Below are 14,166 nucleotides of genomic sequence, written 5' to 3' on the forward strand. Positions count from 1 at the left end.
CGCTTTTATGGGATGTATTAATACGGAGCTGGGTTTTATATCTCAATCAGCAACACCTTGTTACTGAGTTACTGACAAAGCGATATTTGCGATAAGAAGTAGATTAATTAGGATCAGTGTAAAGATTAGGGGGGGATTAGACTTAAGTACAGTTTTTACAACTACCGTGAGCTTCAACAATTTGATGACTAACGGTAAAACCGTTTGCATCAGCCATAGTGCGCAACGCTAAATCAAAGTTATTAGACTGTATTTCTTCGACATGGCCACATTGGTCGCAAATTAATAGTTGCACTGGATGATTACATTCCCCGAAGTGATGACACATTATAAAGGCATTAATCGACTCTATTTTATGGACAAAGCCCTGCTTAGATAAAAAATCTAAAGCACGATAAATGGTGGAGGGCTTGGCCGCAGCATCTATTTCCTTTAGTTCTGCTAATAAATCGTAGGCGCCAACAGCCCCATGATGATTGGCTAGCAATAAAAATACTTGTTCTCTAACTTTAGTAAAACGAGCGCCTTTTTTTTGGCAAACGAGTTGTGCTTGTTGTAATAAAGATTCTGCCGTCATGGTGATATTTAGATATATATTGTCTAAGAGCTGATTATTTTTCCAGTGTAGCATAGCTATTTATCAGGGCGTAAATATTTTTATCTTAGGCTGAACGGATGGCTAGCATGGCTTGTTAGCGGGAGGTTTATTATGTCGTTATAAACCATTCGCCATTTAAATAGCCTTCCATTACAATGAGGTTTATTCGCCAAAAAGACAGCGCTGTCTTTTTGGCGTTGTTTGATGATTAATTTGCTAGGAAATTACCATGACCCGTTATCTCGCGCTCGATGCTTTTAGAGGCATTACCATCGCTTTAATGATTTTAGTCAATACGCCGGGAACCTGGTCGCATGTTTATGCGCCCTTATTACATGCCGAGTGGCATGGCGCTACGCCAACTGACTTAGTCTTCCCCTTTTTCTTATTTATCATTGGTTCAGCCATGTTTTTCTCTTTTAAAAAGAGTAACTTTTCGGCGAGCCTTAAGCAATTTAAGCGAATTATTAAACGTGGCTTTATCATGTTTTTCATTGGCTTTATGTTAAACGTTATTCCCTTTAGCACTAATGTTGAAGATTGGCGAGTGATGGGGGTTTTACAACGCATAGGGTTAGCCTACGCTGTGGCGGCTTGTTTAGTACTTATACTAAAGCGCCGCGGCATATTTATTGTGTCAGCGGTTATGTTATTGGGCTACTGGGCATTACTCTTGAGTGTCGGTGAGGGCGCTTTAACCCTGGAAGGTAATATTATTCGTCAGTTTGATTTGGCGGTGCTAGGCGCTAATCATATGTATACCATGCGCGGTGTTGCTTTTGAGCCAGAAGGCTTATTAAGTACTATTCCTGCCATAGTGAATATGCTACTTGGTTTTGAATTAACGCGTTATTTAACCAGTATTAAAGATAAAAAAAGCAGTGTTATTAAGTTAACCCTGATTGGCGGCTTAGCGATAGGCTTCGCGGTGTTATGGAGCTTAATTCTCCCCATTAATAAGTCTTTATGGACACCTTCTTATGTTATTTATTCCACCGGCTTCGCTTGTCTATTACTGGCCGCCTTTATCTGGTTAATTGATATCATGAAGCAGGTGAAATTTGCCCAGCCGCTATTGGTTTATGGTACTAATCCCTTGTTTGTTTATGTATTGTCATTTTTAGTAGTGACAGTTTACTTAAATATTCAGTTAGCGGATGTCTCACTGTATGCCTGGTTATATCAGCAACTTAGTGCGCTATTTACGCCGAAATTGGCATCATTTATTTTTGCTTTTTTACATGTGATATTTTTCTGGTATGTGTCATTAAAACTCTATCAACGCCAAATATTTATTAAAATTTAGTGATAAAGTTCCCGTGCTTAATTTCATAAATTATCATTGAAGTTAAGCGTTAAAAGGCTATCAAAAATCCTTGTTTTTGCTATGCTTAGCTAATGATTTTACACCATCAATCATGGCATGAGTAAAGTAAAAATAAGGAGTTATTTAACGAGTGAATAAAGCTAAGCTGAGCCAAGATGAAAACTTATCTTTCAAAGTTAGTCATCAATTATTGCCGCAAGAATATCAGCGTATGGACCTTTACTTCTCACTTCCAGTTGAAATGGGCATCAATCCGAGTACGCTCAATGAAGAAGAATTCTTTTACTCCAATATTAAAAACCATAGCGCTTACTACGCGGATAAATTACACCTGCCTTTAGTGAGAAGTCGTTTTATTAGCCAAAATAAAGGTGAACAAAGCGATTATCGACTAAACCTTAATTTATATTCTTATCAGGTTACCAAAGCACTGGATGCTGATATCAAACAAACACTCAAGTTAAAATCTGCAGAAGAATTTTATCCTGCGGCCATTGAGTTGGCGGAGCAAACCCAGTTATTGACCAAAAAGTTAAGGCGTTATACCCCCTCAGATAATAAACTCATTTCCTTTTTTGAAAATGCTGACAATTATTTAAGTTGGCATATAGAACAATCATTTTTAAAGCTGCTGACTTTGGGACCGAAAAGCTCAGAATTCACCCTTGAGCGAGAGTCGTTGTTGAGCTTATGTAAAGCTGAAAATAGCTATCGTGTTGACAATAAGTACAACTCGCAAGTCACCCTTGATGACGCTAACCGTATAACCAATAAGATGCGGTTATTACAACGATTGATAGAATATGGCGTAGTCTTTCAACGGCAAACCCGTTATTTAAATGTTAACTTAAAGCGTTTAGTGCGTGGTGTCATCACGGCAGTTATCATGGCTTTTGTCATGGTACTGGTGTTAAATGCTCGTTCTAATTTTACTGAAGTTACGGTGGCTTTAGTGGCTTTTCTCGGGCTGATTTATGGTCTGCGAGAAACATTTAAAGAAGATTTAACCAGTTTGATTTGGCGAAAAATTCAAAAAGGCCGGCCCAAGTGGCAAAACTTATTTACCCATAGCGTCACCAAAAAACGCATCTTAAGTCAAATTCTTTGGTTAGAATACATAAGTAGTAAAGACTTGCCTAAAACCGTTAATGACATGTTTCAGCAACGTCGTCAGCAAAATAAACAAGCGGCGCAATTATTGCATTTTCGTTGTGATAATAAGGTCATGGCGAAAGAGTTTTTACCTGGTTATGATGAAATTCAGCAGCAAACCTTTTTTAATTTAACGCCTTTTGTGCGTTTTTTAAAAAAAGGCGCGGGTCGCTTATACACCCTAGAAGGGCAAAAAATTTCTAGCCAAGGGGTAGAGCGGCGTTATCAAATTAATCTAATTTTACGGCATTTATCCCAAGGTGAAGAATCGCTACAGCGTTTTAAAATCACTTTAAATCGCTCAGAAATTGTCAATATTGAGCTCATTGAATAAAGTAATATTAACCTAGGTACCGCTATCTATAGTCTGCTACTGCATGCTAATGAGTATAAGTTAGTTATTACTTGCTTTTTCTGCTTGTTTTCCCTACAATACGCCTCCTTAATTCAGCCTGAACTTTTGTTCCTTGCCTCAACTGGTGTTGGCTGAGCCAGAAAATGAGGCTACAACCGTAAGGAGCTCGTAATGCGTCATTACGAAATCATATTTATGGTTCACCCTGATCAGAGTGAACAAGTGCCTGGTATGATCCAGCGCTACACAGACTTGATCAATGCTGCTGAAGGCAAAATCCATCGTCTAGAAGACTGGGGCCGTCGTCAATTAGCATACCCAATCAAGAAACTACACAAAGCACACTATGTTCTTATGAACATTGAAGTGCCACAGTCAGTTATTGATGAATTAGAAACAGCTTTCCGTTATAACGAGATTGTTCTTCGTAACATGATCATGCGTACTAAAACAGCGGTAACTGTAGCATCGCCAATGGCTGCTGCTAAAGATGACCGTCGTGACGATCGTCGTGATGACCGTCGTGATGTTAAGAAAGAAGTTACTACTGCGCCAGTTGAAGCTAAAGAAGTCTCTACCGAAGAGAAGTCTGAAGAAGCGGCTAGCGAATAAGTAATTTGTGATGCTCTCGCAAAGTTCCTTGCAAGGTTCGTTACAAGAGAATTGCCTAGTGTTGAGTGGTACGGTGGTGAAAGCCCCAAGACAGTCAACCAGCCCAGCAGGTATTGTTCATAGTCAATTTTCTATAGACCATAAGTCTATACAAAATGAAGCGGGTTTGAACCGACAAGCATTTGTCAGAATACAGGTTGTTGCTACAGGTGAATTATCACACTTAACGCGTAAATTAGTTGCTGGACAAACTGTAAAAGTGAGTGGTTTTATTAACCGTCACGAATCTAGAAATGGTAACCCACTTTTAGTCTTACATGCTCAGCAAATACAAATGATTAATTTAGACTGATTTTCTTTTACTCTTTTTAAAGAGTAGAGTAAGGAAATTAAGTCAGGAGAATATTATGTCTCGTTTTTTTAGACGTCGTAAGTTTTGCCGCTTTACCGCGGAAGGCGCAACTTCTATCGATTATAAAGATGTTGCTACTTTAAAAAACTATATCACTGAAAGTGGTAAAATCGTTCCTAGCCGTATCACTGGTACTGCTGCTAAATATCAACGTCAATTAACTCGTGCGATTAAACGCGCTCGTTACTTGGCATTGTTACCATACACTGACTTACACAAGTAAGCTTAAAAGGGGTTTATTATGGAAGTAATTCTTCTAGACAAAATCGCCAAGTTAGGCGGCCTTGGTGACAAGGTATCTGTTAAATCAGGTTATGCACGTAACTACTTATTACCACAAGGTAAAGCAGTATTTGCATCAGCAGCTAACGTTGAGCACTTTGAAGCTCGTCGTGCTGACATCGAAGCTAAGTTAGCTGACGTTTTAGCCACGGCGACAGCTCGTGCAGCTAAAATTGTTGAGTTAGCTGAAGTTACTATCGCATCAAAATCTGGTGACGAAGGTAAATTATTCGGTTCTATTGGTACTCGTGATATCGCTGATGCGATCACTGAAGCTGGCGTTGAAGTTACTAAAGCTGAAGTACGTTTACCATTAGGTGCTATTCGCGAAACAGGTGAATTCGAAATCGCTATTCACTTACACACTGATGTTGATACTAACATCAAAGTTGTAGTTATCGCTGAAGCATAATTTGTAGGAGCGACTTTAGTCGCGCGAAACAGGCATTAGCTTAGTTTCAACTGCAAAAATAAAAACACCGCACTCTCATTGAGATTGCGGTGTTTTTTATTGTGAAGGAAAAATTAGCAGTAGCAAGGCGCTTGATTGACAGTGAATTTAACGTGGGCGTAAATAAAAAAACTCCTATAGTAATCTTATTAAGCGAGTTCAGGTTAACCAAGTATTGCCTGCGTGCACCGAGATATGCATGTTTAAGCATACCTCTGTGAGCTCTAACTGGCGATAAGCTCGGTGGTTAATGTGTGATAGCTGGTTATGGCGGGGAAATCAGTAATAACAGCTGCTGCTTTCTTACTGTCAGGATTAGCAATGGCCAGTAAGTGCTTAATGCCGTACTGCTGAGCAGACTTGAGTATTTCGATACTGTCATCAATAAATAGTGTGCTATCACAATCAAAGCCATGTTTATCTTGCAGGCGTTGCCATAATAACGGCGACTCTTTGCTGACGCCAAATTCATGGGTAGAGTATAGCGTATCAAAATATTGGTCTAACTGGGTACGTTCAATTTTTAATGATAATGCTTCAGGGTGAGCATTGGTCACCAAAACAACGTCTCTGCCACTGGCTCTGAGTGCTAATAAAAAATCTCTGGCATCACTGCGTAAATGAATTAAGTGTTGAATTTCGCGTTTGAGTTCTTTAATAGGCATTTGGGTTTGCTGTGACCAGTAATCTAGGCAATACCATTCAATAGTACCGACAACCGCTAAGTAATCAGCTTTTAGCTTAGCTTTTGCTGCTTCTATCGATATCGACATTTTTTCACTGTAACGTAAAGGTAGGTGTTCTAGCCAAAAATGATTATCAAAGTGTAAATCTAAAATGGTGCCATCCATATCAATTAACACGGTAGAAATTTGTGACCAATTAATGTTTGCCATATTGGCCATTCCTCAGAATAAATATCAGTGCAATAAATATTAGCATTTTGCTATTCCAAAAGTATTGTTTATCGTGTCATTATAGTGATATCTAATGAACAAAAATAACTAAAGTAGCTAGCTTTATGGCTGATAAAAATCAATTACCTACCATCACTCATCGCCAACAAGTGGCTAAAAGTAACTTATTCGCTATTGAGCAAATAGATCTCACTTTTAGTAATGGTGAAAAAAGGCAATATGAGCGCATGATTGGCTCTGGTCGTGGCGCTGTCATGATAGTACCTATGCTTGATGATGAGACCTTATTACTGGTTCGTGAATATTGTGCTGGCACCCATAGTTATTTATTAGGCTTCCCGAAAGGCCTTATTGATCAAGGTGAGCAGCCTCAGCAGGCTGCCAATAGAGAACTACAAGAAGAAATTGGTTACGGCAGTGAGCAATTATATCAGGTTAGTGAATTAATGATGGCACCGGCATTTTTTAATGCAAAAATGACCATTTTTTTAGCTAAGCAACTTTATAGTGCTGAGCTTGAAGGTGATGAGCCAGAACCATTAGAAGTGGTATCTTGGCCGATTAAAGACTATAAAGAACTGTTACAACAACCTGATTTTACCGAAGCACGCAGTATTGCAGCATTAATGTTAGTACGAGATTTTCTTGAAAATTAACTTACAATGAATTGATAGTTATCAGGTGCTAAAGCAACGATGAACGGGGTATAACGATGAGCCAAGATAAATTATTAAATATTGCTTTAGAGAGTGCAAAAAAAGCTGGCGTAGAAGTAATGAAATATTATCGTCAAGGCAACTATACCGAAGAAACAAAAGCTGACGAAAGCCCAGTTACCAGTGCTGATATTGCCGCCAATGATATTTTAATGGACCAGCTTAAGACACTGACCCCTGATATTCCTATTATTTCAGAAGAAGTAGGAGCCGTGCCATTTAGCGAACGGAAAAAGTGGTCACGATATTGGTTACTCGACCCGATAGATGGTACCGGTGAATTTATTATTGGTAGTGGCGACTTTGCTGTCAATATTGCGCTGGTGGAAAATGGCTGGCCAACAATGGGTGTTATTCACGCCCCGGATCACTGCCTTACTTATTATGGCCAAAAAAATCTTGGTGCTTTTAAAGATAATTGCCAAGCAAGTCATGCCATTAAAGTGGCTGACTATGAAGAACATCGCCGTATTAAAGTTGCGATTAGTCGTCGTCAACAGCTAGAGCCGATAAGGCAATATTTAAATGATGACTATGATTTTGACTATATTTCTTTGGGCAGTTGTTCATTAAAAAATTGCCTTATCGCGGAAGGTGGAGCTGACTGCTATATACGTATTGGTGTTACGGGTGAGTGGGACACCGGGGCTAGTCAGTGTATTTTAGAGCAAGCGGGTGGTGATATTCTCGATAGTGAGTTTAATCCGCTTAGTTACAATAAGCGGGAAAGTTTACTTAACCCAGATTTTGTTAGTTTAGGCGCCAGAGACTTTGCGTGGCAAAAAATCATTAAAGCGCATAGAAAAGTATATGAATAACAAGTAGCTAAACAAGCTGAGGCTAATTATAATTTATGCTAAGTGACGAAGGGCTAAAATACAGTTAAAACGAAGTAGTTCGTTTTGCCTAAGATTTATGCTAAATTAGCGCCCTTAGTCGAAGTCAGCTGAGTGCTAACTTACGATACTATCATCATATAGGTCATTTTGTTTTAGCTATGTTATCAAACGTATTAAAAACACATACATCTCGCCATCAAGCAGGGCACCGTCCTTGCTTTTTTAAAAGTATCGATCAGATCTAAATCTTTGGTGGATAGCCACTGCTGTCAGCCAAAATATCACTGTGTTATTTTTCCGACCATTTTGCTATCTGCTATTTTTTCAGCTATTAATTTTACCTGTATCGATACCTTTACCCGTAAGGTTAATAGCTGGAGTTATCAACCTTGAATATTCAATTAATCTTATTTAATTAATACTACTTAATTAAAACTACTCAATAAGTAAGAGGACAAACCATGGCAGCGCAAGTAACCGCACTTTTTAATGAAATTTGGCAACAATATCTTAGTGTGACTCCGTCAGCAAAAAGCATTCACCAATTATTAGGTAAAGGTAATGATGTTATCAATGATCATGTTGCTTATCGTACTTTTAATCACCCTAAAATTAACTTGCTGCAATTAGCGAAAGGCCTACTGAAACTCGGTTATACCGAAGGTGGTCAATATGATTTCTCAGCAAAAAAATTGACGGCAAAACATTTTGAACATCCTGACAGTACTATGCCTAAGGTCTTTATTAGTGAGCTACGCGTAGAAGAATTCTCTAGTGAAGTACAAGATATTATCACTGGCTTAATCGATCAATTACCCGAAGATGTTAGTGACCGTGCTGACTTTCTTTATTCAGGTCGTCTTTGGGAAATTAGCTCCACAGACTATGCAACCTTGTTAGATGTTAGTGAGTATGCCGCGTGGTTAGCCGCTTGGGGTTATCGTGCCAATCACTTTACTGTCAGCATAAACCACCTAGCTAACTACCAAGATATTGAAACAGTAAACGCTACCCTTAAAGACGCTGGTTATGCACTTAATACTAATGGTGGTGAAATTAAGGGTGATAAAGAAGTGATGTTAGAGCAATCATCGACTCTTGCTGATAAGGCGCCAGTGAAGTTTACCGATAAAACCATGGAAATTCCAAGTTGTTTCTATGAATTTGCTAAACGTTATCCAATGGCTAATGGTGAGTTGTATACAGGATTTGTTGCCGCCTCGGCAGATAAAATTTTTGATAGCACTAATGCTAAAGGCTAGTTAAAACTGGACCTACGGAGTTATTAACAACAGCCGTAAGAATAAAAAACTAAAAAGCCAGTGCTAAGTCACTGGCTTTTTGCTAATTATTTGTAATTTATCTCTTTCAATAAAAATAGTGTCACTCCACTGCAGATTTTCACTATTGTTAAGCCAAGCAGGATTAGTAATTAACACCAGATGAATAGTGTTACTCTCTAAGTAGCGTTTGAGGCGTTTTGATCAAGGTAACACTAATGTCTAATTCATCAGCAATTTCGGTAATGATATCTTTGATGATGCCGTCATCGAGTCGCTCTGCTCTTTCAATAGCATAGGGTGCAGCATCATGATCACCGTAGCCAATAATTTATTTAGTTTTATTGTCAGAAAAATCAGCATTGAGCTGAAGGCGGAAAAAGCATAACCAGCTTAACGATTCTAAATATCATCATCATAAAGTCGATACTTCCTCGAAGCTAATTAAGGCTTTACTCAGTATAGATGAGCGAGTTAAATACTGGTTAACTTGAACGTAAATTAGCCTTTTTCTTCCATCCCTGCTGTGAATTGCTCACTGGGCAATATATTGACACTTTCATGAAGCTCTGAATAAACTAACACCGCATTACCTTGTGCAAGCTGCTTTTTTACTTGCTCAATCTTTGCTTGCTGGCTAACATCTTCAGCACCATATTCAGTTCCTTCACGTAAAATGAAGTCTTCAATAATAGCAACTAAGGTTTCGTTTGATAGTTGTTCTAAGGGGATAATCATCAAGGGGTCTTCAGGCTTTTTAATAATGAAGTGCTATTGTACCGCTGAATTTGCACTATTGCTCGATACTAATTTATTAAAGAGTATAGTTTTACCATTTTTCTCTATTTTTATTAGTGATCTTAGTGATGCTTAATACTTTGTAAAAGCACTGCACTTTTGTTTTTCACTCGTTTTAGTGGTGGTGAAGGTCAAATTGGATATTCTTGCGCTAGACTAATTTATTAAAGAGTATGCCTTTACGTTCTTCTTCATTTTTCTTAGTAATGATGGCACTTTGTAACAGCACGGCATTTTGTTCTTGTTCGCTCGTTTTTGTGGTGGTGGCAGCAAACTTGGTATGTTCAATAGGTGAGCGTATAACACTATGCTTTAATTAACGTATCGTTGCAGTGGCAAGTAAAATTGGACGCTGTTCCACTAGATTAATTTATTAAAGAGTATGCCTTTACGTTCTTCTTCATTTTTCTTAGTGATGATGGCACTTTGTAAAAGCACGGCATTTTGTTCTTGTTCGCTCGTTGCTGCGGCAAAATCGGTATCTTCAATCTGAGAGCGTGCAGCACTAACATTGATAATACTGGTTTGGTAGATAGCTACTTGGCTAGCCAAAGCATTCGTTGCTGCACCTAAGGCACTTGCACTTTCATGTACTTGCTGTGAGGTGTCTTGAATAATTGTTTGTGTGGTCGAAGGGTCGCTAGCATCGAGACCACTGATAAAGTTATCTTGCCCTAATACCTCACTTGCAAGGGTATTTATTTGCTCGGTAATTTGGTCCAATTCACCCTGTATGGCATCACCCGCGTAAAGGGGGTTACCTGATTGAATAGATAACTCTTGTGCACGCAACAAGCCATCATTAATCGCTGACAAAGCGCCAGCTGCAATATTATTAATATTGGCTTGGTCTTGGGCGTTAAAGCTCAGTTGTTGATTTTGATTAATTTGACTAGTAAGCCGATTTGCAATTTGTAAACCAGCGGCATCATCAGCGGCTTTATTAATACGTTTTCCCGAGGCGAGTTTTTCCGCTTGCTCTTCTCTTTGTTGATTGAGCTTATCAATAAAGCTTAAATTGGCTGATGATTGATTTACCGACAACATAACTACACCTCAACAAGCTAAACTTGAATCTTACTAACAAGTAGTATAGCAAGAGAGAGCTATTTAGCTTGTGTCGGCGGGGGAGCCTAGGTGATGTAATCATAACTAGGCTTAGAGATTCTTACTATCCTCTTGAATATGCGTAATAAAGTAATAAATATAATAACCAGAAATAGCGAGAAGAATAGCTAAACCACCTAAAGCGAACATCACTACAGGATCGTTAGCTAACATTGATAATAAGTTCATATTGAGCTCCATAATTTACTAAGTAATTATTGATGTACTTAGTGTAATTAATTTACCCAATCACTAAACTGATTTAGATCAATAGTAGCGTTGTTTTTCTGCCATTTCTTCTGCCATTTTTTCTTGCAGTGCTAGTTGGTCTCTTATTTTCTTATAAATTTGATTAGCTTTTTCCAAGCTCTCTATAATTTCAAGTCTAGATAAATCTCGTTCATCCATTATTCGGCTTTTTTCAGCATTGGGATAACCATTCCATGATGCCATGGTATTCCAGACAAAAGACATCGGCGTGCTTTTTTCTACGCCTTTTCCTTCACTATAAAGTAGGGCTAAATTATATTGAGCAAGGGCATAGTTTTGATTGGCGGAATTTTGATACCAACGTGAGGCTTTAAAGTCATCTTGTTTTGTGCCTGTACCATTGGCATAGGCAACGCCTAAGTTAAATTGAGCACTAGCTAAACCTTTTTTTGCTGCTTTATGGGTCAATTCAAAATATTTTTTCAGGTCTTTTTTAACGAGCTTGCCTTCGCTATACAGTAAGGCTAACTCAAATTGTGCATCGGGATAGTTTTGCGCAGCAGCAAGTTGAAATAACTCAAGAGCTTTCATGCCATCTTTAGGCACAGAGTAACCGAATTGATAGATCAAGGCCATTTGATATTGAGCGGGTGCATAGCCTTCGTTAACGAGCGGGCGAAACTGGCTAATAGCAGCTTGGAATTTACCACGATTAAACTCATAAATACCTTGCTCAAGATCATTGCCCTGACTAAAGGTAGAGAAACTAACGAGTAAGATCATTGCTGATAGTATTTTTTTTACGCTAAAGTGTATTTTGAGGATTGCACTGGCTTTAGGGAACATAATTTTCCTTGGTCGGCATTATTATTATGAATAAGTGTAGCTTAGAACTTCTGTGAGTTACATTAAAGAACTGTTTCTTCCCATGATTTTTTGCCGTTATGGCTATAATTCATCTTTTATCACCTTTCGGAAATTATCAATGCCGGGATTATTGTCAGACTCAAAACTCTATTTAACGAGTTATGAATGATGGTAAAGTGCTCTTCGCTTAAGAGCACTTTGTCTATATTTTAATTGTTTTCCGGTTAATTTGTCACTGACATCATCTCTTCAATCTGCTCAGCAACTTCAAGCCACTCCATTTCATTATCTTCAATATCAGTTGTCAAACGCGCTTGTTTTTTCAGTAAGTCGGTCAATTCAACTTTGCGCTCTGCTTGGTAAATATCACTATCACTTAATAACGCCTCTACCTTAGTTAACTCTTCCTGCCAATGATGAATATTTTTCTCTAACTTATCGGCTTCTTTACGTAAAGGCGCCGATTTTTTGCGTAGCTCAGCTTGTTGCTGGCGTAGTTGTTTTTTGTCTAAGCCTTTATCACTACTTTGTTGGCCACTTTTAATTGATTTTACCGCTTGTTTCTTATCCTCATTAAGCCATTGCTGATAATCATCAATATCGCCGCTAAAATCACTGACTTGACCGTTAGCAATAAGATAAAACTCATCAACACAGGATTCTAATAAAAACCTATCGTGGGCAATTAATATAATGGCGCCTTCAAAGTCTTGTAATGCCATGACTAAGGCTTGACGCATTTCTAAATCTAAATGGTTGGTTGGCTCATCTAATAGTAATAACTGCGGCTTTTCTAAAACAATTAAGGCAAGTACTAAGCGTGCTTTTTCTCCGCCAGACATATTGCTCACGGGAGCAAGTGCTTGGTCGCCGCTAAAGCCAAATTTACCTAAAAAGGTACGCGCCTGTGGCTCACCTAAGCTCGGCTTAATTCTCAGAATATGATCAACCGCGCTCGATGCTAGATGCAATTGCTCTAATTGGTGCTGAGAAAAATAACCAATTTTTAGCTCTTGTGCACAATATCGCTCGCCGCTAAGTAAAGCAATATCTCCGGCGAGTGATTTGATCAGGGTTGATTTACCCGCGCCATTTCGCCCTAATAAACCAATGCGACTGCCTGGCACTAAGGTTAAGCTAACACTGTCTAAAATAATCTTTTGTTCACTCTGGTCAGACTTAGGGTAACCACACTGGCTTTTTTTTAGGGATAATAGTGGGTAGGGCAAACTTTCTGGTTGTTCAAAGCTGAAGGTAAATTGACTATCAACATGAGCGGGGGCTAAATCTGGTAATTTCTCTAAGCGTTTTAATCGGCTTTGTGCTTGTTTTGCTTTACTGGCTTTAGCACGAAAACGATCAACAAAAGCGGTTAGATGGGCGGCTTCTTTTTGCTGCTTTTGATATTGTGCGTCTTGTTGCGCTAAATGTTCGCGGCGTTGGCGTTCAAAAGAGGTATAGTTACCGTTGTATAATTTAGCCTGCTGGTGCTCAATATGCAGTATTTGACCAATCACTGTATCAAGAAAGTCTCGGTCATGTGAAATCAGTACTAGTGTACCAGTAAATCGCTTTAACCAACGTTGCAGCCAAATAACCGCATCTAAATCTAGGTGGTTAGTCGGTTCATCGAGTAATAACAAATCAGCACGAGAGATTAGCGCTTGCGCTAAGTTTAAGCGCATGCGCCAACCACCCGAAAAATCTTTCACTGGATTATCGAGTTGCGATTGTAAAAAACCTAAGCCATGTAATAACTCACCCGCACGGGCAGGTAAGCTGTAGCCGCTAATGGTATCAATTTTATTAATAATGGTGGCTTCAAGGTTACCGTTATCATCGATGCGTGCTTGCTCAAGTTCTCGCTCTAACTGACGAAATTCTTTATCGCCATCCATGACATAATCAAGGGCACTTTGAGCTAAAGACGGCGTTTCTTGTTTTACTGTCGCTATATCCCAACTTGTTGGCATAGATAAATCACCAGCGTCGGGCGTTAACTCACCCAAGAGTACGGCGAAAAGAGAAGATTTTCCACAACCATTGCTGCCTACTAAGCCTACTTTATGGTTAGGGTGAATAGTAAAGCTAGATGATTTAATTAGGTTTTTAGCCCCTCTATCTAAACTTAGGTCTGTGGCTATAATCAATGGTAATTCCTCGATAAAATGGCATAGCGTTGCAGGGAAAAGACAAGCTAAAAAAATGCCTGTGCATTGTCGCTTTTCCTATGACTACAATTC

At 38.8% G+C, this 14,166-nt stretch carries 16 protein-coding genes; 9 read left to right on the forward strand and 7 right to left on the reverse strand.

Features of this window, described 5'->3' with window-relative positions; all coding sequences use genetic code 11:
* Nucleotides 1-142: 142 nt before the first annotated feature.
* The gene (locus ASU03_RS01420; protein WP_057830195.1) at nucleotides 143-577 is read right to left on the reverse strand and encodes a transcriptional repressor; all 435 of its coding nucleotides are present in this window, start codon (nucleotides 575-577) and stop codon (nucleotides 143-145) included.
* Nucleotides 578-827: 250 nt separating this feature from the next.
* On the opposite strand from ASU03_RS01420, the gene ASU03_RS01425 reads away from it, so the two are divergent.
* The 6 genes from ASU03_RS01425 (at nucleotide 828) to rplI (ending at nucleotide 5,150) form a co-directional block, all read left to right on the forward strand.
* Nucleotides 828-1,904: an acyltransferase family protein gene (locus ASU03_RS01425; protein ID WP_057830131.1), complete on the forward strand. Its 1,077-nt coding sequence runs from the start codon at nucleotides 828-830 to the stop codon at nucleotides 1,902-1,904.
* A gap of 151 nt (nucleotides 1,905-2,055) precedes the next feature.
* Nucleotides 2,056-3,411, forward strand: a complete 1,356-nt coding sequence (locus tag ASU03_RS01430; RefSeq protein ID WP_057830132.1) for a hypothetical protein — start codon at nucleotides 2,056-2,058, stop codon at nucleotides 3,409-3,411.
* Nucleotides 3,412-3,603: 192 nt separating this feature from the next.
* Complete coding sequence (gene rpsF, locus ASU03_RS01435; protein WP_057830133.1) at nucleotides 3,604-4,044, forward strand: 30S ribosomal protein S6; 441 nt, start codon at nucleotides 3,604-3,606, stop codon at nucleotides 4,042-4,044.
* Nucleotides 4,045-4,054: 10 nt separating this feature from the next.
* Nucleotides 4,055-4,396, forward strand: a complete 342-nt coding sequence (gene priB / locus ASU03_RS01440; RefSeq protein WP_057830134.1) for a primosomal replication protein N — start codon at nucleotides 4,055-4,057, stop codon at nucleotides 4,394-4,396.
* Nucleotides 4,397-4,451: 55 nt separating this feature from the next.
* Complete coding sequence (gene rpsR / locus ASU03_RS01445; RefSeq protein ID WP_057830135.1) at nucleotides 4,452-4,679, forward strand: 30S ribosomal protein S18; 228 nt, start codon at nucleotides 4,452-4,454, stop codon at nucleotides 4,677-4,679.
* Between the two features lie 18 nt (nucleotides 4,680-4,697).
* Entirely contained in the window at nucleotides 4,698-5,150 is a 453-nt protein-coding gene (gene rplI / locus ASU03_RS01450) for a 50S ribosomal protein L9 (protein ID WP_057830136.1), read from the forward strand.
* 263 nt (nucleotides 5,151-5,413) lie between these two features.
* On the opposite strand, the gene yrfG is transcribed toward rplI, so the two are convergent.
* Nucleotides 5,414-6,085: a GMP/IMP nucleotidase gene (yrfG, locus tag ASU03_RS01455; protein WP_057830137.1), complete on the reverse strand. Its 672-nt coding sequence runs from the start codon at nucleotides 6,083-6,085 to the stop codon at nucleotides 5,414-5,416.
* Nucleotides 6,086-6,210: 125 nt separating this feature from the next.
* Between yrfG and nudE the strand changes: the two genes are divergently transcribed.
* The 3 genes from nudE (at nucleotide 6,211) to ASU03_RS01470 (ending at nucleotide 8,923) form a co-directional block, all read left to right on the forward strand.
* Nucleotides 6,211-6,762 (forward strand): ADP compounds hydrolase NudE, encoded by a 552-nt coding sequence (gene nudE / locus ASU03_RS01460; RefSeq protein WP_057830138.1) that lies wholly within the window; start codon nucleotides 6,211-6,213, stop codon nucleotides 6,760-6,762.
* A 56-nt stretch (nucleotides 6,763-6,818) separates the two neighbouring features.
* A complete protein-coding gene (cysQ, locus tag ASU03_RS01465; RefSeq protein ID WP_057830139.1) occupies nucleotides 6,819-7,640 on the forward strand; it encodes a 3'(2'),5'-bisphosphate nucleotidase CysQ in 822 nt (273 codons plus the stop codon).
* A gap of 482 nt (nucleotides 7,641-8,122) precedes the next feature.
* Nucleotides 8,123-8,923, forward strand: coding sequence for a DUF1338 domain-containing protein (locus ASU03_RS01470; protein WP_057830140.1), 801 nt, complete (start codon nucleotides 8,123-8,125; stop codon nucleotides 8,921-8,923).
* A 519-nt stretch (nucleotides 8,924-9,442) separates the two neighbouring features.
* Here the strand turns inward: ASU03_RS01470 and ASU03_RS01475 are convergent.
* From ASU03_RS01475 to ASU03_RS01490, 5 genes are all read right to left on the reverse strand, one after another.
* Entirely contained in the window at nucleotides 9,443-9,679 is a 237-nt protein-coding gene (locus ASU03_RS01475; protein WP_057830141.1) for a YheU family protein, read from the reverse strand.
* A 420-nt stretch (nucleotides 9,680-10,099) separates the two neighbouring features.
* The gene (locus tag ASU03_RS01480; RefSeq protein WP_057830142.1) at nucleotides 10,100-10,786 is read right to left on the reverse strand and encodes a flagellin; all 687 of its coding nucleotides are present in this window, start codon (nucleotides 10,784-10,786) and stop codon (nucleotides 10,100-10,102) included.
* 111 nt (nucleotides 10,787-10,897) lie between these two features.
* Entirely contained in the window at nucleotides 10,898-11,035 is a 138-nt protein-coding gene (locus tag ASU03_RS20985; RefSeq protein ID WP_197411167.1) for a hypothetical protein, read from the reverse strand.
* Nucleotides 11,036-11,113: 78 nt separating this feature from the next.
* The gene (locus ASU03_RS01485; protein WP_057830143.1) at nucleotides 11,114-11,902 is read right to left on the reverse strand and encodes a tetratricopeptide repeat protein; all 789 of its coding nucleotides are present in this window, start codon (nucleotides 11,900-11,902) and stop codon (nucleotides 11,114-11,116) included.
* 245 nt (nucleotides 11,903-12,147) lie between these two features.
* Nucleotides 12,148-14,073, reverse strand: coding sequence for an ATP-binding cassette domain-containing protein (locus tag ASU03_RS01490; RefSeq protein WP_057830144.1), 1,926 nt, complete (start codon nucleotides 14,071-14,073; stop codon nucleotides 12,148-12,150).
* Nucleotides 14,074-14,166: the final 93 nt, after the last annotated feature.

It is taken from the genome of Colwellia sp. TT2012, from assembly GCF_001440345.1.
Lineage (GTDB): Bacteria > Pseudomonadota > Gammaproteobacteria > Enterobacterales > Alteromonadaceae > Colwellia.

Bases quoted from the DNA above. Each gene is read 5' to 3' on its own strand.
- ASU03_RS01475 (WP_057830141.1), bottom strand. From the start codon at position 9,679: ATGATTATCCCCTTAGAACAACTATCAAACGAAACCTTAGTTGCTATT.
- nudE (WP_057830138.1), top strand. From the start codon at position 6,211: ATGGCTGATAAAAATCAATTACCTACCATCACTCATCGCCAACAAGTG.
- rpsF (WP_057830133.1), top strand. From the start codon at position 3,604: ATGCGTCATTACGAAATCATATTTATGGTTCACCCTGATCAGAGTGAA.
- ASU03_RS01470 (WP_057830140.1), top strand. From the start codon at position 8,123: ATGGCAGCGCAAGTAACCGCACTTTTTAATGAAATTTGGCAACAATAT.
- rpsR (WP_057830135.1), top strand. From the start codon at position 4,452: ATGTCTCGTTTTTTTAGACGTCGTAAGTTTTGCCGCTTTACCGCGGAA.
- ASU03_RS01480 (WP_057830142.1), bottom strand. From the start codon at position 10,786: ATGTTGTCGGTAAATCAATCATCAGCCAATTTAAGCTTTATTGATAAG.
- ASU03_RS01485 (WP_057830143.1), bottom strand. From the start codon at position 11,902: ATGTTCCCTAAAGCCAGTGCAATCCTCAAAATACACTTTAGCGTAAAA.
- ASU03_RS20985 (WP_197411167.1), bottom strand. From the start codon at position 11,035: ATGAACTTATTATCAATGTTAGCTAACGATCCTGTAGTGATGTTCGCT.
- ASU03_RS01425 (WP_057830131.1), top strand. From the start codon at position 828: ATGACCCGTTATCTCGCGCTCGATGCTTTTAGAGGCATTACCATCGCT.
- priB (WP_057830134.1), top strand. From the start codon at position 4,055: ATGCTCTCGCAAAGTTCCTTGCAAGGTTCGTTACAAGAGAATTGCCTA.
- rplI (WP_057830136.1), top strand. From the start codon at position 4,698: ATGGAAGTAATTCTTCTAGACAAAATCGCCAAGTTAGGCGGCCTTGGT.
- ASU03_RS01420 (WP_057830195.1), bottom strand. From the start codon at position 577: ATGACGGCAGAATCTTTATTACAACAAGCACAACTCGTTTGCCAAAAA.
- yrfG (WP_057830137.1), bottom strand. From the start codon at position 6,085: ATGGCAAACATTAATTGGTCACAAATTTCTACCGTGTTAATTGATATG.
- cysQ (WP_057830139.1), top strand. From the start codon at position 6,819: ATGAGCCAAGATAAATTATTAAATATTGCTTTAGAGAGTGCAAAAAAA.